Source organism: Solirubrobacter deserti, assembly GCF_027587175.1.
In the GTDB taxonomy this organism is placed as follows: Bacteria; Actinomycetota; Thermoleophilia; order Solirubrobacterales; family Solirubrobacteraceae; genus Solirubrobacter; species Solirubrobacter deserti.
Genome location: NZ_JAPCID010000047.1, coordinates 1 through 25,666 on the forward strand (window position 1 = coordinate 1; position 25,666 = coordinate 25,666).

At 72.4% G+C, this 25,666-nt stretch carries 20 protein-coding genes and 1 tRNA gene; 7 read left to right on the plus strand and 14 right to left on the minus strand.

Translation table 11 applies throughout. The annotated features are described in order from the left end of the window. The 3 genes from OJ962_RS25570 to OJ962_RS25580 form a co-directional block, all read right to left on the minus strand. Positions 1-861, minus strand: an 861-nt coding sequence (locus tag OJ962_RS25570; RefSeq protein WP_270006697.1) for a patatin-like phospholipase family protein, incomplete at its 3' end; no start/stop codon positions are given. A 59-nt stretch (positions 862-920) separates the two neighbouring features. Then, positions 921-1,508 (minus strand): class I SAM-dependent methyltransferase, encoded by a 588-nt coding sequence (locus OJ962_RS25575; RefSeq protein WP_202958321.1) that lies wholly within the window; start codon positions 1,506-1,508, stop codon positions 921-923. A gap of 94 nt (positions 1,509-1,602) precedes the next feature. Next, positions 1,603-2,037, minus strand: coding sequence for a hypothetical protein (locus tag OJ962_RS25580; protein WP_270006698.1), 435 nt, complete (start codon positions 2,035-2,037; stop codon positions 1,603-1,605). Between the two features lie 29 nt (positions 2,038-2,066). Between OJ962_RS25580 and OJ962_RS25585 the strand changes: the two genes are divergently transcribed. The 4 genes from OJ962_RS25585 to OJ962_RS25600 are packed head-to-tail and all read left to right on the plus strand — an operon-like array spanning position 2,067 to position 6,371. Next, positions 2,067-2,648 carry an RNA polymerase sigma factor gene (locus OJ962_RS25585; RefSeq protein ID WP_202958323.1) on the plus strand — a complete coding sequence of 194 codons (582 nt, stop codon included), beginning with the start codon at positions 2,067-2,069 and terminating at the stop codon, positions 2,646-2,648. After that, positions 2,645-2,830 carry an anti-sigma factor family protein gene (locus tag OJ962_RS25590; protein WP_202958324.1) on the plus strand — a complete coding sequence of 62 codons (186 nt, stop codon included), beginning with the start codon at positions 2,645-2,647 and terminating at the stop codon, positions 2,828-2,830. Before OJ962_RS25585 ends, OJ962_RS25590 begins: the two co-directional genes overlap by 4 nt. Before the next feature lie 47 nt (positions 2,831-2,877). Further along, entirely contained in the window at positions 2,878-5,634 is a 2,757-nt protein-coding gene (locus OJ962_RS25595; protein ID WP_202958325.1) for an EAL domain-containing protein, read from the plus strand. Continuing rightward, on the plus strand, positions 5,631-6,371 hold the full coding sequence (locus OJ962_RS25600) for a pyridoxamine 5'-phosphate oxidase family protein (RefSeq protein WP_202958326.1): 741 nt from the start codon (positions 5,631-5,633) through the stop codon (positions 6,369-6,371). Before OJ962_RS25595 ends, OJ962_RS25600 begins: the two co-directional genes overlap by 4 nt. Before the next feature lie 9 nt (positions 6,372-6,380). Here the strand turns inward: OJ962_RS25600 and OJ962_RS25605 are convergent, their stop codons facing one another. The 9 genes from OJ962_RS25605 to OJ962_RS25645 form a co-directional block, all read right to left on the minus strand. Continuing rightward, positions 6,381-7,244: a dimethylarginine dimethylaminohydrolase family protein gene (locus OJ962_RS25605; RefSeq protein ID WP_202958327.1), complete on the minus strand. Its 864-nt coding sequence runs from the start codon at positions 7,242-7,244 to the stop codon at positions 6,381-6,383. Between the two features lie 10 nt (positions 7,245-7,254). Next, positions 7,255-7,827 carry a CAP domain-containing protein gene (locus tag OJ962_RS25610; protein WP_202958328.1) on the minus strand — a complete coding sequence of 191 codons (573 nt, stop codon included), beginning with the start codon at positions 7,825-7,827 and terminating at the stop codon, positions 7,255-7,257. A gap of 342 nt (positions 7,828-8,169) precedes the next feature. Next, positions 8,170-9,294 (minus strand): hypothetical protein, encoded by a 1,125-nt coding sequence (locus tag OJ962_RS25615; protein ID WP_202958329.1) that lies wholly within the window; start codon positions 9,292-9,294, stop codon positions 8,170-8,172. Between the two features lie 213 nt (positions 9,295-9,507). Beyond that, on the minus strand, positions 9,508-9,810 hold the full coding sequence (uraH, locus tag OJ962_RS25620) for a hydroxyisourate hydrolase (protein ID WP_202958330.1): 303 nt from the start codon (positions 9,808-9,810) through the stop codon (positions 9,508-9,510). Further along, positions 9,807-11,891 carry an adenine deaminase gene (gene ade, locus OJ962_RS25625; RefSeq protein WP_202958331.1) on the minus strand — a complete coding sequence of 695 codons (2,085 nt, stop codon included), beginning with the start codon at positions 11,889-11,891 and terminating at the stop codon, positions 9,807-9,809. Before ade ends, uraH begins: the two co-directional genes overlap by 4 nt. Then, complete coding sequence (locus OJ962_RS25630; protein ID WP_202958332.1) at positions 11,888-14,047, minus strand: molybdopterin cofactor-binding domain-containing protein; 2,160 nt, start codon at positions 14,045-14,047, stop codon at positions 11,888-11,890. The genes ade and OJ962_RS25630 overlap by 4 nt, the downstream gene beginning before the upstream one ends. Then, positions 14,044-15,411, minus strand: a complete 1,368-nt coding sequence (locus OJ962_RS25635; RefSeq protein ID WP_202958333.1) for an 8-oxoguanine deaminase — start codon at positions 15,409-15,411, stop codon at positions 14,044-14,046. The genes OJ962_RS25630 and OJ962_RS25635 overlap by 4 nt, the downstream gene beginning before the upstream one ends. Further along, complete coding sequence (locus OJ962_RS25640; RefSeq protein ID WP_202958334.1) at positions 15,408-15,869, minus strand: (2Fe-2S)-binding protein; 462 nt, start codon at positions 15,867-15,869, stop codon at positions 15,408-15,410. Before OJ962_RS25640 ends, OJ962_RS25635 begins: the two co-directional genes overlap by 4 nt. Beyond that, positions 15,860-16,687 (minus strand): FAD binding domain-containing protein, encoded by an 828-nt coding sequence (locus OJ962_RS25645; protein WP_202958335.1) that lies wholly within the window; start codon positions 16,685-16,687, stop codon positions 15,860-15,862. Before OJ962_RS25645 ends, OJ962_RS25640 begins: the two co-directional genes overlap by 10 nt. Positions 16,688-16,725: 38 nt before the next feature. Here OJ962_RS25645 and OJ962_RS25650 point away from each other — a divergent pair, with 38 nt between their 5' ends. Then, positions 16,726-22,281, plus strand: coding sequence for an ATP-binding protein (locus OJ962_RS25650; protein ID WP_202958336.1), 5,556 nt, complete (start codon positions 16,726-16,728; stop codon positions 22,279-22,281). On the opposite strand, the gene OJ962_RS25655 is transcribed toward OJ962_RS25650, so the two are convergent. Together OJ962_RS25655 and OJ962_RS25660 are read right to left on the minus strand one after the other, a co-directional pair. Beyond that, the gene (locus tag OJ962_RS25655) at positions 22,268-22,447 is read right to left on the minus strand and encodes a hypothetical protein (protein WP_202958337.1); all 180 of its coding nucleotides are present in this window, start codon (positions 22,445-22,447) and stop codon (positions 22,268-22,270) included. The genes OJ962_RS25650 and OJ962_RS25655 overlap by 14 nt on opposite strands. Positions 22,448-22,530: 83 nt before the next feature. Continuing rightward, positions 22,531-23,655, minus strand: coding sequence for an NAD(P)/FAD-dependent oxidoreductase (locus OJ962_RS25660; RefSeq protein ID WP_202958338.1), 1,125 nt, complete (start codon positions 23,653-23,655; stop codon positions 22,531-22,533). Positions 23,656-23,825: 170 nt separating this feature from the next. Between OJ962_RS25660 and OJ962_RS25665 the strand changes: the two genes are divergently transcribed. Then, entirely contained in the window at positions 23,826-25,346 is a 1,521-nt protein-coding gene (locus OJ962_RS25665) for a M28 family metallopeptidase (RefSeq protein ID WP_202958339.1), read from the plus strand. 146 nt (positions 25,347-25,492) lie between these two features. After that, positions 25,493-25,565, plus strand: a tRNA-His gene (locus OJ962_RS25670). Positions 25,566-25,666 lie beyond the last annotated feature (101 nt).

A 25,666-nucleotide genomic window follows, 5' to 3' on the forward strand; every position in this document is an offset into this window, starting at 1 on the left:
GGCCACGCGCGCGGCGGCCACGCGCGCGGCGCGCGCCCGGCCCGCGGCGACGGCGAGCGGCGCGGTCGCGCCGCTCATCGGGTCCGGGCCCATGGCGGCGACGTCGCCCGCGTCCGCGTCGATCACCAGGCCGTCGCGCACTTCCGCGCGCAGGGCCGCCAGCCAGACCGCCTCGACGGCGGTCTCCGGCCGGGACGTGAGCGGGACGATGACCACCGCGTACCCGTCGAGGACGTCCGCGTTGGTCGCCGAGCCGAGCGCGCCGTCGATGAAGCGGCGGCCGCCGATCGTGACCGGCGGCCGCAGGCCTGGCACCGCGCGGGATGCGGCGACGGCACGCGCCAGCGGCACGCCGTCGTCGGGGCCGAATACGACCCGCTCGCCCGTGTCCGCGTCGATCGCGACCACGCGCAGCGCCGCCGGCCACGCGTCCGTGGGCACCAGGGCCCCGATCCGCGCGACGAACGCGTCCTCGTCGCCCCGGGCGTGCGCGACCGCGAAGGCGCCGAGCGCGCGCCGCCGCTCGGTCAGCGAGCCCTCCGCCGCCTGCCACAGCGCGCCGAGCACCGAAAAGGAGGAGCCGGGGAGGCGGGTCGGCGCGACGCACGGGTTGCGACGCGCGTGGATCGACGCGTCGGCCCGCGGGTCAACGCCGAGCGCGAGCCGCGCCGCGACGAGCGCACCGGCCGACGTGCCGAGGATCGTGTCCGCTCCGCGCAGGTCCCAGCCCAGGTCGGCGAGGCCGGCCAGCACGCCGACCTCCCACGCCACGGCGCGCTCACCACCCGCCCCCAGGGCGACCGAGAGCCCGCGCCGGTCATCAGCTCGCGCGCAGCGGCCGCTCGGCGGCGCCGCGCTCACGGCGGCGCCTCGTCCGGGCCACCGGCGCTCGCCGCCGGGCCGGGCTCCGCTGGCCGCGCTCACGGCCGCGCCTCGCCGATCACCAGCGGCGCCACCAGCGCGGGCATGCCGCGCCAGCGCGCCTCGCCGGCCGTCACCGTCATCCCGCCCGCGCGCAGCAGCTCGAGCGTCGGCTGGTTGCAGCGGCAGCCCGCAGCGACCGCGCGCCAGGGCGTCGCGAGCCGGTCCTGCCAGCGCGCGAGCCGGTGCGAGCCCGAGCGCACGTGCTCGATGAACACCAGCCGCCCGCCGGGGCGCAGGACGCGGCGCAGCTCGCGGATCGCGGCGGCGGGATCGGCGACCGTGCACAGGACCATGGTCGACACGACCGCGTCGAACGACCCGTCTTCGAACGGGAGCGCCTCGGCGCCGGCCCCGATCACGGGCCGCGCGCCGGCGCGGCGACGCAGCCGCCGCGCCATCGCCGCGTCCGGCTCGGTCAACACCACCTCGAGGCCGTCGGGATAGTGGGGGAGGTTGAGGCCGGTCCCGGCGCCGACCTCCAGCACGCGGCCGCGCAGACTGCGCAGCGCCTCGCGGCGGCGGGCGGCCATCCCGCGCCGCTCGCCGAGCGCGAGCGCGGAGTCGTAGATCAGGGCGAAGAGCATCGCACGGTTCTACGGCCGCGCGCGCCTCGCGTCATCGCCGATTCCGGCCATCGCACCCGAGGATGGCCCGCAAGCTAAAGGGTGCCGGGCACCGCTATCGACGCGCCCAGCCGGACCAGAGGCCGGGCGGCGGATCGTCCTCGTCGTCGCGATCGCGCTCGTGGCCGCGGTAGCGGTCGTCGTCGTCCCAGCGGCCCGAGGACGAGCCGGGCGGAGGCGTCCACAGCGGCTTCGGCGGCTCGCGGCGGGGCGGCTCGGGCTCGCGCGGTTCCCGCGGCAGCGGGCGTGTGTCCTCCTCCGGCGGCCAGGGCCGGAGCGGGCGCGTCTCGGCCTCGGTGGCCGCGGCCGACGGGCGCTGCCACGACGAGAAGGTGTCTGGCTCGGGCGTCCACAGCGGCGGCAGATCGGCATCCGCGACTCGCGGTGCGGCGACCACCGGCGCCACACGCTTGCGCTGCCAGTTGTCCAGCAGCATGAACACCAGGCCGCCCACCACGGCGGCGAGCACGATCGACAGCGCGACAGTCATCGGCTCCATAGCGTAGTTACCCTGCGCCGATGGACGACGAGGAGCTTCTCGCCCGCATCCGTGCCGGCGACGAGGCCGCCTTCAACGCGCTCGTCGCTCGCTACGGTCCCCTGATGCTGCGGATCGCGCTCAGCCACACGCCCAGCCGGGCGGTCGCGGAGGAGGTCGTCCAGGAGGCGTGGCTCGGGGTCGTCCAGGGCCTGCCGAAGTTCGAGGGCCGCTCGTCCCTGAAGACCTGGATCCTGCGCATCGTCGCCAATCGCGCGCGCACACGTGGGGAACGCGAGCGTCGCAGCGTCCCGTTCGGCGACGACCGACCCGTGGTCGACCCGAGCCGGTTCACGCCGGAAGGCGCCTGGGGCGTCCCGCCGACCGAATGGCCCGAGGACCGGCTGCTGCAGGCCGAGACGCTCGAGCGGGTGAACGCCGCCATCGACCGGCTGCCGCCGCGCCAGCAGGAGGTGCTCGTCCTGCGCGACGTCGAGGGCTGGCAACCGGCCGAGGTCGGTGAGGCACTCAACCTCACCGACGGCAACCAGCGCGTCCTGCTGCACCGCGCCCGCGCCAAGGTGCGCGAGGAGCTCGAGCGCTACTTCCAGGAGGCGGCGTGATCCGCTGCCGCGAGGTCGTCGAGCTCGTCACGGACTACCTGGACGACGCGTTGCCGCCGACGCGGTACCAGGACGTCGCCGCGCACCTGCAGCACTGCGACGGCTGCCACGCCTTCGTGGAGCAGATCCGGGTCACGATCGGCCTCGTCCGCCGAAACTTCACAAGCGCGATGGAAAACTGACATGAGGTTTCTCAAGTCGGCGGACACATGACCGATGAACGGGTCAAATGCCCGGACCCACGAAGAAGCCGACTCTCGCCCAGATCGCCGCGCTCGCTGGCGCCGGCGCCACGGCCGCAGCGGCGGCTTCCGTGGCCCGGGCGCACAAGCGCGTCCTGAGCTCGGCCACCACCACCACCACCTCGCCCGCCCCGGCTCAGGGGCATGGCCAGTTCGCCACGGACTCCGCGTTCGTCGCGCTGATCGAGGCCGTCGCGGCCGCCACCGCCAACGTCGAGCACGTCGACGACGCGCTGATGGCCTGCGTCGAGCACGTCTGCCGCTGGACGGGCTGGCCCGTCGGCCACGTGTACTTCGCGGGCAAGGAGGACCACGAGCCGCTCAAGCCGTCGCACCTCTGGCACCTCGGTCACCCGACCAAGTTCGAGGCCTTCCGCGCGCTGACGGAGGCCACGGACCTGCCGAGCGGCATCGGCCTGCCGGGCCGCGTCGCCGCCACCGGCCGTCCCGCCTGGATCGTGGACGTCCAGTGCGACCCGAACTTCCCGCGCGCGGAGGTCGCCACCGAGGTGGGTCTCAAGGGCGCGTTCTGCTTCCCGATCCCGATCGGCGACCGGACGTTCGCCGTCATCGAGTGCTTCTCGGTCAACGCCGTCACGCCGGACGACCGCCTGCTCGAGGTCACCGCGCACATCGGCCGCCAGCTCGGCCGCGTGATCGCCTCCGCGCAGCTGGCCGAGGCCCTGCGCGAGTCCGAGAGCCGCTTCCGCTCGGTCGCCGAGTCCGCCACCGACGCGATCGTGGCCGCCGACCAGAACGGCGACATCATCTCCTGGAACCGGGGCGCCGAGCTGATGTTCGGCTACGGCGAGGACGAGGTCCGCGGCCAGGCGCTCTCGATCCTCATGCCGGAGCGCTTCCGCCCGATGCACGACGCCGGCATCAAGCGCGTCGCCGAGGGCGGCGTCGCCGCTTCGCGCCTGCTCGGGCAGACCGTCGAGGTCGTCGGGCTGCGCAGCGACGGCCGTGAGTTCCCGCTCGAGCTCTCGCTCGCGATGTGGGAGAACGCCGGCCAGCGCTACTTCAGCGGCATCATCCGCGACATCTCCGAGCGCAAGAAGGCCGAGGAGAAGCTCAAGGCGATCCTCGAGACCGCGCCGGACCCGATCGTCGAGGTCAGCCCCGACGGCACCATCGCGATCGCCAATGCCCGCACGGACAAGCTGTTCGGCTACGACCGCGAGCAGATCGTGGGCCGCCCGGTCGAGGAGCTCTTCGCCGAGCGCACCCGGACGCTGGTCGCCGAGCGCTTCCGCGCCGTGCTGTGCAGCAAGGCCAAGGACTCCCAGGTCGCCCTCGGCATGGGCCTCGAGCTGTGGGGTCAGCGCCAGGACGGCACCGAATTCCCGGTCGACGTCACGGTCTCCCCGCTGCAGACCGACGACGGCACGGTCCTCACCGCGATCATCCGCGACATCACCGAGCGCAAGCGCTTCGAGAACCAGCTCCAGCACCTCGCCGACCATGACGCGCTGACCGAGCTCTTCAACCGCCGCCGCTTCGACCAGGAGCTGGCCGAGTTCGTCTCCTATGCCGCCCGCTACGGCGGCCAGGGCGCGCTCTACCTGCTCGACCTGGACCGCTTCAAGTACGTCAACGACACCCGCGGCCACAAGGCCGGCGACGAGGTCATCCGCGCGGTCGGCCGCGCGCTGCATGACAGCGTCCGCAAGACGGACGTCGTGGCCCGCCTCGGCGGTGACGAGTTCGCCGTCCTGCTGCGCGACGCCGACCGCGACACCGCGGAGCGCATCGCCGAGGGCATGCTCGAGACCATCCGCGAGCGCCGCCTGCCGCTCGAGGGTCAGCGCATCTCGATGACGACCTCGATCGGCATCGTCTGCTTCGGCGACGAGGAGCCCCGCGGCGAGGACCTGATGGTCCAGGCCGACCTCGCGATGTACGCGGCCAAGGAGGCCGGCGGCAACCGCTACCACGTGGCCGCCAACGACGGCGGCGAGTACGTCTCCGGCATGCAGGTCCGCCTCAACTGGGCCGACCAGATCCGCCGCGCGCTCGACGAGGACCGCTTCGTCCTGTACTGCCAGCCGATCCTCGAGCTGGCGAGCGACCAGATCACCCAGTACGAGCTGCTGCTGCGCATGATCGGCGACGACGGCGAGATCGTCATGCCCGCCGCCTTCATCGACACCGCCGAGCGCTTCGGGCTCATCCAAGAGATCGACCAGTGGGTCGCGCGCAAGGCGATCCACCTGCTGGCCGAGCACGACGTCCGCCTCGAGGTCAACGTCTCCGGCAAGTCGATGGGCGACCTGGCCATCCCGGAGCTGGTGGAGCGCGAGATCGCCGCCACCGGCATCGACCCCTCCCGCCTCGTGTTCGAGATCACCGAGACCGCCGCGATCGCCAACATGGAGCAGGCGCGTGCCTTCGCCGAGCGCCTGACGCGCCTGGGCTGCCGCTTCGCGCTCGACGACTTCGGCGCCGGCTTCTCGAGCTTCTACTACCTGAAGTACCTGCCGCTGGACTACCTGAAGATCGACGGCGACTTCATCCGCTCGCTCACGTCGAGCGTGACCGATCAGCTCGTCGTGAAGTCGATGGTCGACATCGCGCGCGGCATGGGCATGAAGACGATCGCCGAGTTCGTGGAGGCGCCGGAGACGGTCGCGATGCTCCGCGAGAAGGGCGTCGACTACTCGCAGGGCTACTTCCATGGCGCGCCGCGTCCGGTCAAGACCGAGTTCGCCAAGGGTGCCGGGCGCCTGGTGGTGGCCCGATGAGTGGTGCTGGTCGCCCAGGGTCCGCCGGCGAGCACGAGCTGCAGGAGAAGCTCGGCACCGTCAAGCGCGCCCACGCGTTCTACGACAACCAGGTGCTCGACCACCTGACGCCGCTGATGCGCGAATTCATCGAGCGGATGACGATGGCGTTCATCGCCACGTCGGACGCGCACGGCGAGTGCGACTCCTCGTTCCGCGCCGGCCCCCCGGGCTTCGTGCGCGTGATCGACGAGAAGACCGTCATGTGGCCCGAGTACAAGGGCAACGGCGTGATGGCGTCGATGGGGAACATCTCCGAGAACGGCTACGTCGGCCTGCTGTTCGTCGACTTCTTCGAGACGCAGGTCGGCCTGCACGTCAACGGCACGGCGACGGTCGTCGAGAACGCGGCGGTCGAGGCCTTCGGCCCGCTGTTCGACCGGCTGCCGTTCGCGACCGGGCTGGCGCTCAGCGAGGACGTCAAGAAGACGCCCGAGCGCTGGGTCGTGGTCTCGATCGACGAGGCCTACATCCACTGTTCCAAGCACATCCCGGCGCTGCAGGAGCGGCCCGAGGGCGAGGACACCGGCCGTCGCGCGGGTGACGTCTTCAAGGCCAAGAACGCGGACCGCCCCTGGCTGCAGCCCGCGTGCGAGGTCCCGGTCGAGGAGCGCGTCATCGGCGAGGTCGTCCTCGCCGAGGTCGCTCCGACGCATGCACCTTCGGGCCGGCGCCTGCCGCTGCCGGTCCGCAAGTAGGGGAGCCGCCTACGCTCTCAGTAGCGGCGCGGTGAGGCAGGTCGGCCCGCCGTCGCCCTTGAGGGAGAGGTCCGTGCCGTCATAGGCATGGACCTCGACCCCGCGCTGCTCGAGCGCCTTGCGCACCTTGGGCGCGCCGTCGACCACGACGACCACGCCCGGCCGGACGGCGAGGATGTTGCAGCCCATCGCGTGGTAGCTCTCCTCGTCGATCGCGATCCAGTCGATACCGCGCTCTTTGAGGTCCTGGAGCAGGCGGACGGGCGCGAGCGGCTCGAAGACCACGAACAGGTCCTCGGTCGCGGCGCTCAGGAACGACTGCAGGTGCAGGACGTAGTCCGGGCCCTGGTCGTGCGGCATGTCATAGGCCTCGACGTGGATGTTCTCCGGGTTCAGGAGCGCCTGCAGCGCCTGCGCGCCGCGCCGGTTCGTGCGGTAGCCGAGGCCGACTGCGCACGTCGTGTCGTCGAGGTAGAAGTGGTCGCCGCCGTCGAGATAGGCGTCGCCCTCGAGGGTGCCGACGATCGGGATGCCGAGGCGCTCGAACTCCGCCTTGACGTGTCCGGGCTCCTTTTGGCGGATCGGCTTGGCCATGTTGAGCGGGATGCCGCCCTGGCCGCTCATGATCTGCGGGTCGTGCATGTAGACCGCGTCGATCAGTCCGTCGATCGGGTCGGCGACCTCGACGGTGATGCCGAGGCCGTCGAGCAGCTCGACGAACTGCTCGAACTGGCGCTCGAGCGTCGCGGGGTCGGGCGTGCGCCAGCCCGCGCCGTCCCAGTCGCCGGACGTCGCGGGCTTGCGGACGAGGACGCGCTGGAGCGGCGCGACCATCGACGTGACGCCGAAGCGGCGCGAGGTGGGTGCGGTCATCCGCTCCTGTTTAGCGGATGACGCCGAGGTTCAGCGTGTAGGTCGCGCCCGGGAGCGCGTCGCTGCCCTTCGGCGCGCCGGCGGCGACACCCACGCCGAGCTCGCGGAACGTGCCCTTGAGCATGTTCTCGCGGTGGCCCGAGCTGGCGAGCCACGCGTTCACGAGCGAGAGCGGCGTGGCGCGGTCGCCCGTGCCCCAGCCGAGGTTCTCGCCCACGTTCCAGCCGTCGCCGGGGCGGCCGTAGCCGGCCTTGCGGACGCGGTCGCCGACGGAGTCACCGTCGCGCGCGGTGTGGTCGAAGTAGTTGTGGCGGGCCATGTCGCGCGAATGGGCGCGTGCGGCCTGTGCGAGGTCGGCGTCGCGCTCGAGCTCCTCGAGCCCGCGCGCGCTGCGCTTCGCGTTGACGAGGCAGACGACGGCGTCCGCGGCCTCGTCCAGCGTGGCCTGCGTGGGCACCGTCGTCGCGGCCGGACATCGGTCCGCGCCTCTGGCGGCGTGCGCCGGCCCGGCGTGCAGGGAGAAGGCAGCGGTGAGTGAAACGGCAGCCGCGATCAGCGGCCGTCGGCGTGCGGTCGTAGACATGGGCAAGGAACGCCTCCCGGCGTGCGCGCCTACGCGAGCGCGCGGCGCAAATCGAGCCCGGCGACCCCGGGCTGCAGTTGACTATCGCTGACGAGCGGTACCCCCACCGCCCGCTTGATGTCCGGATACCCGAGCTCCTGGACACCTTCACCTTAAACTGGACGGCGTCCAAAGGACGACGTTTCGGGTCCAGCGTAAGGTTTGTCCCTCGTGCCCGTTCATTGGGCAGGCAGGGCTCCGTACGCCTTGCGTGGCCCCGGACATTGCTGGGGGGAACACCGTCCAGGGACGGTCCCGCGTGCCCGGGGCCACGCAAGGCGCACGGAGCGCCTTTCGACTACATCAACATTCTTGCGACCCGATCGCAACGGCGGCAAGTCCGTTCACGCGCCACTCACGCCCTTCCGAGCGCAGCTGCCACGTCACCCGGAACTGACGCGCCCGATCACATCCCTTATCGCGCGCGACGAGCATGTGCGTCACCCGATCGTCGCCGACCACGAACCCGCGCGGCGTCGACGAGATCGTCGTCCCGTACCCGGCTTTCCAGCGCGCGTAGGGGCCGAGCGTCGCCTGCACGGCGGGTGAGAGCTTCGCCCACGCCTCGGCGAACCGCTGCGCGTTGAGGTCGGCGTAGTACGCGCGCACGAACGCCTCGGGGCCGGTGGCGGCGCCCGGAGAGGCGTCGCGCGGGGTGGACGCCGCGTCGTCGGCGCGCGGCGTGGGGAGGGCGCCGGCGGGCGCGGTGGGGACGTCGTCGCCGCCGCGTGGCGCGGGCGCCTCGTCGCGGCCGGCTGGCGTGGCGTCGCCGCGTGGCGCGTCGTCGCCGTCCTGGGCGGTCGGCGTGTCGTCGCCCCGGGGCGCAGGCGCCTCGTCGCTCCCAGCGGGCGTCTCTTCGCGGCCGGTCGGCGTGTCGTCGCCGCCCCGTGGCGCAGGCGCCTCGTCGCTCCCAGCCGGCGCCTCTTCGCGGCCGGCCCGCGTGTCGTCGCCGCCACGGGGCGAGGCCGCCGTGCGCTCGGTCGTCGCGGTGACGGCGCCAGCGATGGACATGACCGTCGCGGCGGCCGCGAGCGCGACGCCGAGCGTCGGGCCGGCGCGGCGGCTGCCGCGGACGCGCTGGTCGCGCATCGCGAGCAGGGCGACGAGCACGAGCGCGACCGGTGCGGCGAGCAGCGCGTGGCCCGACAGCGGCCAGACGATCGCGGCGGCCGCGGCGACGGTCAGCGTCGACGGGCGGGCGATCCGGGTGAGCAGCGTCAGGGTCGCGGCGTTGGCCAGCCCGAAGCCGACGACGAGCAGGACGAGCGACGCGCCTTCGATCGCCAGGTGGTCATCGCCCGCGACGATCAGGCGAGCGGCGACGATCGCGAGCACGGCGACGCCGCCGGCGACGAACGCGAACACGGCGAAGAGGACGCCGGCCGCCGCCGTGCGGGCGGCGGCGGCCGGCATGGGGTGGGCGGGCACGGGCGCCGGCGCGTCGTGCGGCCTCGTCGCGCGGTCAGCCGCGGCGGCTGACGTATCGGCAGACCAATGACCCCGTGCCGCATCGCCGGTCCGGGGGGGCGGGGCGGCGGAGAGCGGCACTGAGCGACTCTCTCAGGCCGCTCGCGCGCGGGTCCAGGTGCGGACGCGCAGCCATGCGCGAAGACCGTCTGCCCGAAAGGGCAATTCCCCTGGTCAGGACCCGCGGTAGGTGCTGTAGGACCAGGGGGAGACGAGCAGCGGCACGTGGTATCTCGACGCCGGATCGACGATGCGGAAGCGGACCGGGATCCGGTCGAGGAACTCGCGGCTGCCGAAGTGGTCGCCGACCGCGAACTCGAGCTCGTACTCGCCGGCCTCGACGTCGCCGAACGCGTGCCGCCCGTCCGCGTCGGTCGTGCCGGTCGCGACGAGCTCGCCGCCGCGCCGCAGCTCGAGTGCGACGCCCGCCGCGGGCCGCCCGGCGGCCGTGTCGAGGACGTGCGTGGAGAGGCTCACACCACGTCATCCAAGCGCAAGCGCGCGATCTTGGCGATCTCGCCGAGCGCCGTCGCGATCTCCTGCTCGCGCGTGTTGCCCAGGCGGGCATCGGCGTTGGCCAGGATCGACTCCGCCGACCCGTGCTCGCGCACGCAGACCACAAACGGGATCCCGAACCGCTCCCGGTACGCGGCGTTGGTCGCCATGAAGCGCTCGTAGAGCTCCGGCTCCAGCCGGTCGAGTCCCAGCCCGGCCTGCTCGGCGCGCGAGTGCGCGGTCAGCACGCCGACCCGCTCGCCCAGGTCCGGATGGGCGCGGATCAGGGCGAACTGCTCGGCCTCGGACGCCGCGTACATCGCCTCCCGCAGCGCGTCCGCCACCTCCGCGTGCGCGATCCCCGGCCTAAACGCCCGCTCGGCCACCCACGGCGAGTGTTCGTACAGGCCGCCGAAACGCGCGACGAACGCCTCCCGCTCGCTCAGCTCGAGGTCCACCAGCCGGAACGCGTCGACGTCCACCAGACCCTGGTCGGTGATCTTCAGCGACGGGATCACCGACAGCGCCAGGAACGACAGGGTCATGAACGGCGCGTCGATCTCGACGCCCATCCCGCGCAGCACGTCCTGCAGCCCTTCCAGGCCCTCGGCGACCTCCTCCAGCGGCGCGTCCGCCAACAGCCCCGCGATCGGCAGCGCGAGCTCGCCCATGACCTCCCCGTCGCGCGCGACCACGAGCCCACCGCCGAGCTCCTGCGCCCGGGCGGCGCACAGCGCCATGTCGCCGTCATCCACGCCCACCACCACGAGGTTGTGCGCGTCGTGCGCGACGGTCGACGCGAACGCCCCCGCCCGCAACCCGAACCCGCGCACGAATCCGAGTCCCACACGCCCCGTTGCGTGATGGCGCTCGATCACCGCGATCTTCGCCAGGTCGGCGTCGCCCACGCGACCCACGCCCGCACCCGTGATCAGCTGCCCAGGCTCGATCTCGATCACGCGCACCCAGTCGCCGGAGACGCCGAAGGACACCGGCACGGAACGCATGGTGTCGCGCAGCTCGCCCGGGACGCCCGCGGCGTACACCGGCTCGCGGCCGCCCTTCAACACCAGGGACGCGTGGAAGTCCACGAGGTCGTCGAGCAGGACGAGATCGGCGACGTACCCGGGCGCCACCGCGCCACGGTCGAGCAGCCCGTGCGCCCGCGCGCCGTGCAGCGAGGCCATCACCAGCACCTCCTCGGCCGCCACGCCCTCGCTCACCGCCACCCGGCACATCTGGTCCAGGTGCCCTTCGCGGAACAGGAAGTCGGGCTCGCGGTCGTCGGTGCAGAACGCGCAGTAGTCCGGCCCGTGCTCGCGCACCATCGCCAGCAACGCGCGCAGGTTCCGCGCGTTCGACGCCTCGCGGATCAGCACCCACATGCCGGCGCGCCGCTTCTCCAGCGCCTCCTCGGCGGTGAAGGCCTCGTGGTCGGTCGAGATGCCCGCGGCCACGTACGCGTTCAACGCGCGCCCGCGCACGCCGGGCGCGTGCCCGTCCCGGTGGGCCGCGACCATCGTCGCCAGCACGTCCGGATCACCCGCGATCACGCCCGGGAAGTTCATGAGCTCCGCGACGCCGAGCGCGCGCGGGTGCTCGAGCACCCGCCGCATCTCGTCCGGCCCGAACGGCCCGCAGGGCGACTCGAAGCCCGAAGCCGGCACGCACGACGGCGCCATCACGAACACGTCCAGCGGGAGCTCGTCGGTGGCGCTCAGCAGCCACTCGACGCCCTCCACACCGGCGACGTTCGCGATCTCGTGCGGGTCACACACCACCGCCGTCGTCCCGCGCGGCACGACCGCCCGGGCGAACTCGACCGGGACGAGCTTCGCCGACTCCAGGTGCACGTGCGCGTCGATGAACCCGGGAACGAGGTAGCGGCCGCCCGCGTCGATGCGCTCGCCGCCGTCATACGAGCCGACGCCCGCGATCTTCCCGCCGTGCAGGGCCACGTCGCCGGACAGCCACTCGCGCGTGAAGGCGGAGAACACCCGCGCGCCGGTGATGACGGTGTCCGGTTCGGCGTCGCCCCGGGCGACCGCGATGAGCTCCTTCACAGGCCGATCATGTCATCGGGGCGCAGCGGGACCCGCCGCAACTCGCGTCCGGTCGCCGCGCGGACCGCGGCCACAACGGCCGGCGTGGAGGAGATCGTCGGCGGCTCGCCGATCCCGCGCAGCCCGTACGGCGAGTCCGGGTCGCCGAGCTCGAGCACGTCCAGCTCGACCGGCGGCATGTCGAGGATGGTCGGGATCAGGTAGTCGGTGAACGACGCGTTCCGGACGAGCCCGTCGACGACCTGGATCTCCTCCATCAGCGCGAGCCCGAGCCCCTGCGCGATGCCGCCCTCGATCTGCCCCTCGACCGCCAGCGGGTTCATCGCCTTGCCCACGTCCTGCGCCGTCGCGATCTCCACCACGCGCACCAGGCCGAGCTCGGTGTCCACGTCCACGACCGCCCGGTGCGCGGCGAAGGCGAACGTAACGTGCGCGTCGCCCTGGCCCTTCGCGTCGAGCTTCTGCGTGAGCCGATGGTGGTATTCGCGGGTCGCCTCGATGCCGTCCCCGATCGCGCCGCGCCCCTCCCACTCCTCGCGCACCGCGCGGCACGCCGCCTGCACCGCACCACCGGTCATGTGGGTCTGCCGGGAGGCGGACGAGGACCCAGCCGAGCCGACCTGCGTGTCCGCCGGCAGCACGAGCACATTCTCGACGCCCAGCTCGGTGCGGGCGATCTGCGCCATCACGGTCACCAGGCCCTGACCCACCTCGCAGGCTGCGGTGTGAACCTCGACCAGAGGTTCACCTCTGACCTCGGACAACCGCACGCGGGCCGTCGAGAAGTCGTCGAAGCCCTCGGAGAAGCCGACGTTCTTGAACCCGACCGCGTAGCCGACGCCGCGGACCACGCCCTCGCCCCGCGTGACGTTCGCGACGCCGCCCGGCACGGCGCCGTCACCTTCGGGCAGCGGTCGCTCGTGCACCAGGCGCAGCAGCTCGTCGACCGGCGCGGGGCAGTTGATCGGCGCGCCCGTCGGCATCGAGGAGCCCGTCTCCATCGCGTTGCGCCGCCGCAGCTGCACCGGGTCCATGTCCAGCGCCGCCGCGAGCTTGTCCATCTGCGCCTCGTGCGCGAAGCACGTCTGCACGGCGCCGAACCCGCGCATCGCCCCGCACGGCGGGTTGTCGGTGTAGACGACGTAGGAGTCGATGCGCGCGCTCGGCACCACGTACGGCCCAAGCGCGAACGAGGCCGCGTTCGAGCACACCGCCGAGGAGGACGAGGCGTACGCGCCGCCGTCGAGCAGGATGCGCGCCCGCACCCACGCCAGCCGCCCGTCCGCGTACGCGCCGTGCTCGTAGCGCATCCGCGCCGGGTGCCGGTGCACGTGCCCGAAGAACGACTCCTCGCGCCCGTAGACCATCTTCACCGGCCGCCCGGTGTGCAGCGCCAGCAGGCAGGCGTGGGCCTGCATGGACACGTCCTCGCGCCCGCCGAAGGCGCCGCCGACCCCCGCGAGCGTGAAGCGCACCTTCTCCAGCGGCAGATCGAGGCACGCCGCGACCTGGTCGCGGTCCACGTGCAGCCACTGCGTCGCGATGAAGAGGTCGACGCCGCCGTCCTCGGCCGGGATCGCGAGTCCGGACTCCGGCCCGAGGAACGCCTGGTCCTGCATGCCGACCTCGTACTCGCCGCTGACCACGACGTCCGCCTCGCCCGGCTCGGGCCCGTGCTCGATGTAGACGTGGCGCAGCAGGTTGCCGCCGGGGTGCAGGGGCGGGGAGGCGTCCGACAGCGCGAACTCGGGGTCCACGAGCGGCTCGAGCTCCTCGTAGGCCACCTCGATCTTCGACGCCGCGTACCGCGCCGTCTCGGGATGATCGGCCGCCACCACCGCGACCGGCTCGCCCTGGTAGCGGACCTCGTCGAACGCCAGCACGGGCTGGTCGTGGTGCTCGAGCCCGTACGTCTTGCGTCCCGGCACGTCCTCGTGCGTGAGCACCGCGAACACGCCCGGCACGGCAAGCGCGGCGGCGATGTCGATGCTCAAGACGCGGGCCCGCGGATGCGGCGAGCGCAGGGTCGCGCCCCACAGCATCCCGTCGGCCCACATGTCCGACGAGTACGCGAACTCGCCCTTGACCTTCGGGATGCCGTCCGGCCGCCGCACGGACTGGCCGATCCCGTTCGCGACCTCCGTGACCGTGCTCATGCGCGCCACACCTCTCGGTCGTGGTTGCGGCCGCCGATGGCGACGGACGCTTTCCAGATGTCCCCGGCGATTGTCTCCTCGTCGCCCGTGCGCAGCTCGCCGTCCTCGACCACGATGCGCCCGTTGACGATGACGGTCTTGACCGCCGGACGCGGCCCGAACACCAGCGCGGCCACCGGATCGGTGATGCCGGCGTGGTCCAGGTCGTCCTCGTAGCGCCACAGCGTCAGATCCGCGAGCTTGCCGGCCTCGAGCGAGCCGAGCTCGTCCTCGCGGCCGAGGCAGCGCGCCCCGTGCAGGGTGCCCAGCTCCAAGGCCTGGTCCGCGGTCATCGCCGCTGGGCCCCCGGCCAGGCGCGCGAGCAGCATCGCCTGACGCAGCTCGCCGCCGAGCTCGCCCGCCTCGTTGGAGGCGGCGCCGTCGACACCGAGTCCGACCGGCGCGCCCGCGCGGACCAACGGCACGACCGGCGCGATGCCCGCACCGAGACGCGCGTTCGAGGACGGGCAGTGCGCGACGCCGGTTCCGGTCTCGCCGAACCGGGCGATCTCCCGCTCGGACAGGTGCACGCAGTGCGCGAGCCAGACGTCGTCACCCAGCCAGCCGAGGTCCTCGAGGTACTCGACCGGGCGCATCCCGAACAGCTCTTGGCAGAACGCCTCCTCCTCGACGGTCTCGGCCATGTGCGTGTGCAGTCGCACGCCGCGCGAACGCGCGAACTCGGCGGTCTCGCGCATCAGCTCCCGCGTGACGGAGAACGGCGAGCACGGAGCGAGCGCGATGCGGAGCATCGACCCCGGTGACGGATCGTGGTGCCGGTCGATGGCTTCGGCGCACGCGGTCAGGATCGCGTCCCGGTCCTCGACGACGGTGTCCGGCGGGAGCCCGCCCTGTGACATGCCGAGGTCCATCGATCCGCGGCACGGATGGAACCGGATGCCGAGCTCACGCGCGACCTCGATCTCGACCGACAGCAGATCCTCCACGCCGCGCGGGAAGACGTAGTGGTGGTCGGACGCCGTCGTGCAGCCGCTCTTGAGGAGCGCGGCCAGACCGGCTCGAGCGGCGGCACGCTCGATCGACGCGTCCAGCCGGGCCCAGGTGGGATACAGCTCGACGAGCCACTCGAACAGCGTCGCCTGGAGCGCGAGTCCCCGGGTGGCCCACTGGTACAGGTGGTGGTGGCAGTTGATCAGCCCGGGGGTGACGAGGCAGCCCGACGCGTCGAGGCGATCGCCGAGCATCGGAGCGGTGCCGCTCCCGACGTCCTCGATCCGGCCGGTCGTCTCGTCGAACACGACGTAGCCGTCCCAGTGGACCGGTCCCGAGACGGTGGCGACCGCGCAGCCCTCGATGATCTTCACGCCTCGGCCGCCGATCGGACCGCGTCGAGGATCTTCTCGTAGCCCGTGCAGCGGCACAGGTTGCCCGCGAGCGCCTCTCGGATCTCCGCGTCGCTCGGCGACGGGTTGCGCGCGAGCAGGTCGTGCGTGGCGACGATCAGGCCCGGCGTGCAGAACCCGCACTGCACCGCGCCCGCCTCGACGAACGCCGCCTGGATCGGGTGCAACTCGTCTTCCGTGGGCGCGAGGCCCTCGACGGTCGTGACCGTGCGCCCCTCGACCTGCCCCGCCGCGACCAGGCACGAGCACACCAGCACGTCGTCCAGATACACCGAGCAGGACCCGCACTCGCCCTGCTCGCAGGCGTTCTTGGAGCCCGGCAGCTGCATGCGCTCGCGCAGCACGTACAGCAGCGACTCACCCTCCCAGACGCCGTCGATCTCCCGCGGCTCGCCGTTGACCACACACGTCAGGCGCATCGCGTCTCCCAGGCCCAGGTGATGGTCCGGCGGGCGAGCACGGACAACGCGTGCCGCCGGTACGCGGCCGTCCCGCGCACGTCGTCGATCGGCGAGGCGGCGGCCGCGACCAGCTCGCCGAACTCGCGCGCGGCGGCGTCTTCCGGAGCCGCGGAAGCCGCGAACGCCTCGGCCTCCCGCGCACGGATCGGCGTCGGCCCCGCGGACCCGATGCACGTCCCGACTCGCCCCTCGGACACGTCCACCGCGAACGAGCACACCGCGATCACCATCGCGTTGCGCGTACCCACCTTCGCGAACTGCTGCGCCGCATCGTCGCGAACGGGCACGAAGACGCCCGCGATCAGCTCGTCCTCGCCGAGCACGTTGCGCTTGGGCCCGACGATGAACTCGTCGATCGGGATCCGCCGCGCGCCCCGCACCGACGCCACCTCCACCGAAGCTCCCGCCGCGTACAGCGGCGGCAGCGCGTCACCCGCCGGCGACGAGGACCCGAGGTTGCCCCCGATCGTCCCCCGGTTGCGGATCTGCGGCGAGCCGACGGTCCGCGACGCCATCGCCAGCCCGGGCAGCCGGTCGCCCAGCTCCGCGATCAACCGCGTGTACGTCACGCCCGCGCCGATCCGGACCCCACCGTCCTCGGACTCCCAGCGCGAGAGCTCCGGGACGTGCGTCAGGTCCAGCAACGCCGCCGGTCGCGTGCGCGCGAAGTTCAGCTCGACCATCACGTCGGTCCCGCCCCAGATCGGGAGCGCGTCCGGATGGGCGGCGCGTGCCTCCAGCGCCTCCCTCCACCCGGGGGGTTGCAGGAACTCCATTCACCACAGATACACCCCCAGCGCCTAACGTGCCACCCGTGCCCTCTGTGACCCAGCGCACGTTTCGCCGGCTCGCCATCATCAATCGCGGCGAGCCCGCGATGCGTCTCATCCATGCCGTCCGCGAGCTGAACGCCGGGCGTGAGGACGACCCGATCAAGGTCATCGCCCTCTACACCGACCCCGAGCGCAGCGCGATGTTCGTCCGCCACGCCGACGAGGCCTACAGCCTCGGGCCGACCGCCACGGTCGACGACAGCGGCAAGCGCACAGGGGCCTACCTCAACTATGAGGGCATCAAGCGGGCGCTGATCACCGCGAAGGCCGACGCGGTCTGGCCCGGCTGGGGCTTCGTGTCCGAACATCCCGCGTTCGTGGACATGATCGAGGAGATGGGGCTGATCTTCGTCGGCCCGTCCGGCGACGTCATGCGCAAGCTGGGCGACAAGATCCAGTCCAAGCTGATGGCGGAGCGCGCTGGAGTCCCCGTCGCGCCCTGGTCCAACGGGCCGGTGGAGACGATCGAGGAGGCCCGCGAGCACGCGGAGCGCATCGGCTTCCCGCTGATGATCAAGGCCGCCGCGGGCGGCGGCGGGCGCGGCATCCGGCGCGTGCTCAGCTGGGAGGACCTCGAGCCGGCGCTCAACACGTCCCGCCGTGAGGCCGCCGACGCGTTCGGCGACGGCACCGTCTTCATGGAAGCGATGGTCGGCAACGCGCACCACATCGAGGTGCAGCTGATCGCCGACGGCCAGGGCGAGGCCTGGGCCGCGGGCGTGCGCGACTGCTCGTGCCAGCGCCGGCACCAGAAGGTCATCGAGGAGTCCAGCTCCACCGTCCTGACGCCCGAGCAGGAGGAGGAGGTCAAGGAGGCCTCACGCCGCCTGGCGCTGCAGTCCGGCTACCGCAACGCCGGCACGGTCGAGTTCCTCTACGAGCCTGAGAGCAAGCGCTTCTCGTTCATGGAGGTCAACGCGCGCCTGCAGGTCGAGCACCCGGTCACCGAGGCGGTGACAGGACTGGATCTCGTCAAGCTGCAGCTGCACGTGGCGTCCGGCGGCAGGCTCGAAGGCACGCCGCCCGAGCCCGTCGGCCACGCGATCGAGGCGCGCCTGAACGCCGAGGACCCCGCGATGGGCTTCGCGCCCACGCCGGGTCGCGTCCAGGTGCTCGACCTCGCGTCCGGCCCCGGCGTGCGCGTGGACCGCGGCATCGCGACCGGCGACGTCATCCCGCCTGACTTCGACTCGATGGTGGCCAAGGTCATCGCCTACGGCCGCACCCGCCCCGAGGCGATCGCCCGCCTCAAGCGCGCGCTGCGCGACTCGACGGCGATGATCGAGGACGGCACGACCAACCGCGCCTTCCTGCTCGCGATCCTCGACCGCCCCGAGTTCGAGGCCGGCGAGATCGACATCGCCTGGCTGGATCGCCTCGGCGTGTCCGGCGAGATGGAGGCCGACACGGGCGCCGAGCCTGCGCTGCTGATGGCCGCGATCGAGCTCGCCGACAAGGAGACCGCCACCGAGCGCGCGTCCTTCTACGCCTACGCCCGCCGCGGCCGCCCGGAGGCGAGCGCGCAGGTCAGCCGCGCCGTCGAGGTCCGTCATCGCGGTCAGGCGTACCGGATCATCGTCTCGCAGCTCGCGCCGGCCCGCTACCGGACCGAGATCGACGGGCACGCCGTCGAGGCCGCGGTCGAGCGCCTGTCCGCGCACGAGCGCCGGATCACCCTGGGCGGCGTCACGCACCGCGCGTTGATCTCCAAGCAGGGCGCCGACCTGCTGGTCGAGGTCCACGGCGTCCCGCACCGCATCACGCGCGACGACGGCGGTTTCGTGCGCTCGCACGGCCCGTCCGTGGTCGTCTCGATCCCGGTCGCCGAGGGCGACGAGGTGGCCGAGGGCGACGTCGTGGCGGTCGTCGAGTCGATGAAGATGGAGACGTCGCTGACGGCCCCGTTCGCCGGCCGCGTCCGGCGCGTGCTCAGCGGCACCAACGTGCAGGTCCCGGCGCACACGCCGCTGCTCCAGCTGGAGGCGGTCGAGGAGGAGTCCGCGGAGGCCAGCACGGAGCGCATCTCGTTCGAGGACATCGACTCCTCGCCCGAGGACGAGACCGCCGCGGCGCTCGAGCGCCTGCGCTACGCGCTGCTCGGGTACGACGTCAGCGGCGACGAGGTCCGCCGCGCGCTCGCGGTCGTCCGCTCGTGCACCAGCGACATCCTCGCGGGTGAGCATGAGCTGCTCGACGTGTACACGGACGTCCGCGCGCTCACCCGCGCCCGCCACGACGATCCCGAGCGCGAGCTCCTGCATTCCCCGCAGGAGTACCTGCACGCGTTCCTGCGCTCCCTGGACGCCAAGGCCGAGCGCCTGCCCGACCGCTTCGTGGCGCTGCTGCAGCGCGCGCTCGCCCACTACGGCGTCGAGAGCCTGGACCGCACGCCCGCGCTCGAGGACGCGTGCTACCGCCTGTTCGTCAGCCAGGAGCGCGCCGACCTCGCCCGCGCCGCCGTCATGGCCATCCTCGAGAAGCGCCTGGAGCGCGCCGACGAGTTCGTCGCGCGCATCAACGGCGACTTCCGCGGCGTGCTGGACCGGCTCGAGCTCGCCACCGAGCGCCGCGACCCGGTGATCGCCGACCTCGCCCGCCAGCTGCGCACCCGCTACTACGACCAGCCCGTGATCGAGGAGCGCCAGGCGAAGGCCTACGCCGAGCTCGAGTGCCACCTCACCGCGCTGATGGAGGACCCGGACCGCGCCGACCGCGAGGAGCACGTGCAGGCCGTCGTGGACGCGCCGCAGCTGCTCGCGCCGCAGCTGATCGGGCGCATGAAGGACACGAGCGCGCGCGAGCATCCGGTGCTGCTGGAGATCATGACCCGGCGCTGGTACCGGCTCCATGAGCTCGCCCCGTTCTGGAACGGCGTCACCAACGACGGCACGGCCTACATCACCACCAACTACGTCAAGAACGGCACGCGCCGGCACCTGGCGGCGGCGTTCGTGGACACGCAGGACCTCGATGACGTCGCGGGTGCGATCTCCCGCCGCGCCGCGCACTACCCGCAGGACGAGACGGTGTACGTGGACCTCTATGCGCCGGCGGTCGAGGCCGCCGGCGAGGACCTCGCCAACCGCCTGCGTGAGGCGCTCGTGCGCGCGGACATCCCGACGCTCGTCCAGCGCATCGTGCTGGACATCCCGGCGCCCCGCCGCGGCGACTCCGGCGCGGACGCGATCACGCTGCGACGCACGCTCGACGGCGGCTGGGAGATCGACCGCGACCTGCAGTTCGTCCATCCCGAGCTCGCCGACCGGTTGAGCCTGTGGCGGATGTCGGAGTTCGAGCTCGAGCGCATCCCGTCGCCCGCGGACGTGTACCTGTTCCGTGGCGTCGGCCGCACCAACCCGAAGGACGAGCGGCTGTTCGCGCTCGCCGAGGTGCGCGAGCTGTCGATCGTGCGCAACAAGGAGGGCCGCGTCGTCTCGCTGCCCGAGCTCGAGCACGCGCTGGCCGAGGCGCTGGGCGCGGTGCGCCGCTTCCAGGCCCGCCGGTCCCCGCGCGAGCGCCTGCTGTGGAACCGCGTGCGGCTGAACGTGTGGCCCGAGGTGGACCTCGGCCCGGAGGAGGCGGGCGCGCTGATCGACCGCTACGCGCGCGAGACCGAAGGCCTCGGGATCGAGACCGTGATCATCAAGGGCCGCATGCGCGACATGCGCGGCGGCGAGATCGCCGAGCGCGAGCTGCGCCTGCTCGCGCCCGCCGGCCGCGGCGTGATCGTGGAGGTCGACGAGCCGTCGACGCGTCCGCTGCAGCCGCTGGACGAGGGCGCGCGCCGGATCGTGCAGGCGCGCCGGCGCGGCACCGTGCACCCGGCGGAGCTGACCAAGGTGCTCGCCCCGGAGCGGACGGACCGTGCCCGCGGCATCCCGCGCGGCGAGTTCGTCGAGCACGACCTGGACGCTGACGGCCAGCTGGTGCCGGTCGACCGCGCGCCCGCCACGAACGAGGCGGGGATCGTGGTCGGCGTCGCGCGCTCGTTCACCGACCGCCATCCCGAAGGCATGACCCGGCTCGTGCTGCTGGGCGATCCGACGAAGTCGTTGGGCAGCGTCGCCGAGCCGGAGTGCCGGCGCATCATCGCGGCGCTGGACATGGCCGAGGAGCTCGGCGTGCCGGTGGAGTGGTTCGCGCTGAGCTCCGGTGCCCGCATCTCGATGGACTCGGGCACGGAGAACATGGACTGGGTCGCGGCCGCGCTGCGCCGGATCATCGAGTTCACGCAGAACGGCGGCGAGATCAACGTCGTCGTGACCGGCATCAACGTGGGCGCGCAGCCGTACTGGAACGCCGAGGCGACGATGCTCATGCACACGCGCGGCATCCTCGTCATGACGCCGGAGAGCGCGATGGTGCTGACCGGCAAGCAGGCGCTGGACTTCGCCGGCGGCGTGTCGGCCGAGGACAACTTCGGCATCGGCGGCTACGACCGCATCATGGGCCCGAACGGCCAGGCGCAGTACTGGGCGCCGGACCTCGCGGGCGCCTGCGGTGTGCTGCTGCGCTACTACGACCACGCCTACGTCGCGCCGGGCGAGCGCTTCCCGCGCCGGGCGGTGACGCGCGACGCCGTCGAGCGCGACGTGCGCGAGGCGCCGCACAGCGCGCCCGGCTCCGAGCTGGCGACCGTCGGCGACATCTTCTCCGACGAGACGAACCCGGGCCGCAAGCAGGCGTTCGACATCCGCTCGGTCATGCGCGCGGTCGTGGACTCCGACCACACGCCGCTGGAGCGCTGGGAGCGCATGCGCGACGCCGAGGCCGCCGTCGTGTGGGACGCCCACCTGGGCGGCTGGCCGACGACCGTGATCGGGATCGAGTCGCACCCGATCGACCGCTTCGGGCCGGTGCCCGCGGACGGTCCGGCGCAGTGGACGTCCGGCACGCTGTTCCCGAAGTCGTCGAAGAAGGTCGCGCGCGCGATCAACTCCAACGGCGGGCGGCGGCCGCTGGTCGTGCTGGCCAACCTGGCCGGCTTCGACGGCTCACCCGAGTCGATGCGCCAGTGGCAGCTCGAGTACGGCGCCGAGATCGGCCGCGCGATCGTCAACTTCCGCGGCCCGATCGTGTTCTGCGTCATCTCCCGCTACCACGGCGGCGCGTTCGTGGTCTTCTCGCAGCGGTTGAACGAGGGCTTCGAGGCGATCGCGGTCGAGGGCGCGCACGCGTCGGTGATCGGAGGAAGCGCCGCTGCGGGCGTCGTGTTCACGCGGGACGTGAACGCAGCGACGCGCTCGGACCCGCGCGTGGTGAAGTTGGAGGAGCGGATCGAGGACTGCGGCGACGCGGCGGAGACGCGCCGGCTGCGCGCGGAGCTCTCCACCCTGATGGAGACGGTCCGCTCGGAGAAGATGGGCGAGCTGGCCGCGAAGTTCGACTCGATCCACTCGATCCAGCGGGCGGTGGAGGTCGGCAGCGTGAACTCGATCGTCGCCGCCGCCGACCTGCGGCCCTACCTCGTCGAGGCCATCGAGCGCGGCATGGCGCGCACCGAGGCCGAGGCGCGGGACGTCATCACGGCCGCGTGAACTGACCCAGGCCCGAGGGCAGCTGCGCCCACGGGTTCTGGGGCTGCGCCTGCGTCACGGGCGCGTTGGCGTTGAGCAACCCCGGGTCGATCTGCGCGGAGGCGATCGTGGGGACGGCGGCGAGGGCGATGGCGGCGGGGAGGATCGCGAGTGCAATGCGGAGCATGCTTCGAACTATTCCGTGCTGCCGTTGCTGGCGCGCGGGAGCTGACCTGCGTTTTGCGGTGCGGAGAGCCGCACCGGCGCCCGTCACGGCAGCGGCGCGCCGGTCTCGACGAGCCGGCGTCCGTCCTTGTGGTCCTCGTCGCGCTGATGGGTGAGCACGCCGACGGTTCGGCCCCCGGCGCCGTACCAGATCGTCCACGCGTCCCCGCCGTGGTCGACGACGCGGGTCTCGTCAAACCCATCGCCCCACCCGACGTACTTGAGCGTGTGCTCGCCGATCGTCGACCAGAAGCCGGGCGCGACGTCCCAGTTGGCCTCGGTGTCGCCCGCGATCGCGCGGCCCGCGATCTCGCCCGTCTTGAGCGCCTCGCCCCAGTGCTCGACCGCGAGGTGGCGCCCCGCCTGCTCGTTGAACGCGTACGCGATATCACCCGCCGCGTACACGCCTTCGGCGCTCGTGCGCATCTGGGCGTCGACCACGATGCGCCCGTCCTCCACGTTGAGTCCCGCGCTTTCGGCGAGGCCGGTGCGCGGGACCACGCCGCCCGCCATCAGCACCAGATCAGCGGCGTCCTCCGTGAGCTGTCGGACGGGATCGCCGAGCTTGAGCGTGACGTTGAGCGCCTCGAGCCAGCGCGCGATGCGCCGGCCCGCCTCCTCGCCGAGCCGGGACGCGTGCGGGAGGTTCTCGTCGGACTGGAGCGTCACATTCACGCCGCGCATCGCCAGTGACGCGGCGGCCTCGCACCCGATGAAGCCGGAGCCGACCACGAGCGCGGTCTCGGCCCGCTCTGCCCGGTCGCGCAGCACCCGCGCCGTGGCCAGCGTGCGCAGGAGCAGCACCCACTCCTCCGTCGCGCCGGGGACCGGCAGGACGCAGGGCTCGGCGCCGGTCGCGAGCACGCAGGCGTCGTAGCCGACGGTGTCGCCGGAGCCGAGCGTGAGCGTGCGCGCGCCGGGGCCGAGCGTCGCGACCTCGCCGCCCAGGCGCACCGTCACGCCGTGGTTCTCGTACCAGGCCGCGTCCTCGATCGGCAGGCGCGCCTCGTCGAGCTCCCCGCGCAGGAAGTCCTTCGACAGCGGCGGACGCCGGTAGGGGAGGACCAGCTCCGGGGTGAACAGGGTGACGTCGCCGTCACCGCCGGCGTCCCGGTAGCCGCGCGCGGCGGCGAGCGCGGCCGGGCCGCCGCCGACGATCACCAGCCGCATCCATGGAAGCGGTCGAGGGCGTACGTCGCGGTGGGTCGCCGCCGGTGCACGCCCACCAGTGTGCCTGAATGCGCGCGAACGTCGCGTTTCGCACTACTCTCCTATCCAGCGTCGTCGTGCAGGGGTGTTCGCGGCGCTCATTGGAAACCCTCAAACGGGAGATTGAGGACATGTCTCATCGCAGAGCGCTCATCCTGGGCGCGCTTGCGGCATCGTTGTGCGCGCCCTCTACGGCGTTCGGCCTCGACGAGGTCAACTCCAAGAAGCTGCGTGACGCCGTCACCGTCAACGGCATCCTCCAGCACGAGCGCGCGTTCCAGGCGATCGCCAACGCCAACGACGGAACCCGAGCGTCGGGGACGCCGGGCTACGAGGCGTCGATCCAGTACGTCAAGCAGCGCCTGGTCAGGGCCGGCTACCGCGTGCGCGAGCAGGAGTTCACGTTCCCGTTCTTCCGGGAGCTCGCACCCGCGGTCGCGTCGCAGGTCTCGCCGACCCCGAAGGACTACACCGTCGACACGTTCGAGTACTCGGGCAGCGGTGACGTCACCGCCAAGCTCCAGGCGGTGCGCGGCATCACGATCCCGCCGCCCGCCGAGCCGGGCACGACCCCCGCGGGGTGCACGGCCGCCGACTTCACCGGCTTCACGGCCGGCAACATCGCGCTCATCCAGCGCGGCACGTGCGACTTCGGCCTCAAGGCCCGGAACGCCAAGGCCGCCGGAGCGGTCGGCGTGATCATCTTCAACGAGGGCCAGGAAGGGCGCACCGGCCTGCCGGCCGGCACGCTCGGCGAGCCGATCGACATCCCCGTTGTCGGGATGACGTTCGAGGACGGCGCCGCGCTCTACCAGCAGCTCCAGGGCGCTGAGGTCACGATGCACATCACGACCTCCACCGAGGCCGATCTCGACGCCACCACCAAGAACCTGATCGCCGACACCCGTGAGGGCAACGCGGACGAGACCGTCGTCGTCGGCGCGCACTTGGACAGCGTCGTCGAAGGGCCGGGTATCAACGACAACGGCTCCGGCAGCGCCGGCATCCTCGAGATCGCCGAGGCCATGAGCGAGCAGAACATCAAGCCCCGCCGCGCCGTGCGTTTCGCGTTCTTCGGCGCCGAGGAGTCCGGCCTGCTGGGCTCCGAGCACTACGTCTCGACCTTGCCCGCGAACCAGCTGGGCCAGATCTACGCGAACCTGAACTTCGACATGATCGGTTCGCCCAACTACGTCCGCTTCGTCTACGACGGCGACGGAAGCGACAGCGAGCCGGCCGGTCCTCCCGGCTCGGGCGAGATCGAGAGCATCTTTACGCGCTACTTCGCGTCGCAGGGCCTGGCGTCCGAGCCGACCGAGTTCAGCGGCCGGTCCGACTACGGCCCGTTCATCGCCGTCGGCATCCCCGCCGGCGGGTTGTTCACCGGCGCGGAGGGCGTCAAGACCCCCGAGCAGGCCGCGATCTACGGCGGCACCGCCGGCGAGTGGTACGACCCCTGTTACCACCAGGCGTGCGACACGATGAACCACCTCAATGTGAACGCGCTCAACGAGATGGGCGACGCCGCCGCGCACGCGACCCTGGTGCTGGCCAAGTCGAGGACCGGGCTCTTCCCGGACGGTTCCCGCAAGGCCGCCCGCGACAAGTCCAAGGCCAAGAAGTTCGACTTGCACTCACACGCCGCTCGCTGAGCGACCGGCTGATCCGCTCGCGGCCCATCCGGGCCACGAGCGGGTCGAGCGGGTGCAGCGACCCGGGTTCGATTCCCCGCTCCCGTCTGCTCCGACCAACTCGCCGCGGACCCTGGCGTTCACACCGCTAGACTGCCCAGCGCTTGGTGGGCGTAGCTCAGTTGGTAGAGCTCCGGGTTGTGGTCCCGGCGGCCGCGGGTTCGAGTCCCGTCGCTCACCCCTCAGAAACCCCTGCAAACGGGGTTTCCTGCGTTAAAGGGGGACCGGTCGGTCCGCCGCGATGGGGTCCGAACGGGGACCGTTTCTGATGCAACTACCGC

Excerpts from the sequence above, each read along its gene's own strand:
- OJ962_RS25575 (WP_202958321.1), bottom strand. The coding sequence starts at position 1,508 with ATGCTCTTCGCCCTGATCTACGACTCCGCGCTCGCGCTCGGCGAGCGG.
- OJ962_RS25580 (WP_270006698.1), bottom strand. The coding sequence starts at position 2,037 with ATGACTGTCGCGCTGTCGATCGTGCTCGCCGCCGTGGTGGGCGGCCTG.
- OJ962_RS25585 (WP_202958323.1), top strand. The coding sequence starts at position 2,067 with ATGGACGACGAGGAGCTTCTCGCCCGCATCCGTGCCGGCGACGAGGCC.
- OJ962_RS25595 (WP_202958325.1), top strand. The coding sequence starts at position 2,878 with ATGCCCGGACCCACGAAGAAGCCGACTCTCGCCCAGATCGCCGCGCTC.
- OJ962_RS25600 (WP_202958326.1), top strand. The coding sequence starts at position 5,631 with ATGAGTGGTGCTGGTCGCCCAGGGTCCGCCGGCGAGCACGAGCTGCAG.
- OJ962_RS25605 (WP_202958327.1), bottom strand. The coding sequence starts at position 7,244 with ATGACCGCACCCACCTCGCGCCGCTTCGGCGTCACGTCGATGGTCGCG.
- OJ962_RS25610 (WP_202958328.1), bottom strand. The coding sequence starts at position 7,827 with ATGTCTACGACCGCACGCCGACGGCCGCTGATCGCGGCTGCCGTTTCA.
- OJ962_RS25630 (WP_202958332.1), bottom strand. The coding sequence starts at position 14,047 with ATGAGCACGGTCACGGAGGTCGCGAACGGGATCGGCCAGTCCGTGCGG.
- OJ962_RS25640 (WP_202958334.1), bottom strand. The coding sequence starts at position 15,869 with ATGCGCCTGACGTGTGTGGTCAACGGCGAGCCGCGGGAGATCGACGGC.
- OJ962_RS25645 (WP_202958335.1), bottom strand. The coding sequence starts at position 16,687 with ATGGAGTTCCTGCAACCCCCCGGGTGGAGGGAGGCGCTGGAGGCACGC.
- OJ962_RS25655 (WP_202958337.1), bottom strand. The coding sequence starts at position 22,447 with ATGCTCCGCATTGCACTCGCGATCCTCCCCGCCGCCATCGCCCTCGCC.
- OJ962_RS25660 (WP_202958338.1), bottom strand. The coding sequence starts at position 23,655 with ATGCGGCTGGTGATCGTCGGCGGCGGCCCGGCCGCGCTCGCCGCCGCG.
- OJ962_RS25665 (WP_202958339.1), top strand. The coding sequence starts at position 23,826 with ATGTCTCATCGCAGAGCGCTCATCCTGGGCGCGCTTGCGGCATCGTTG.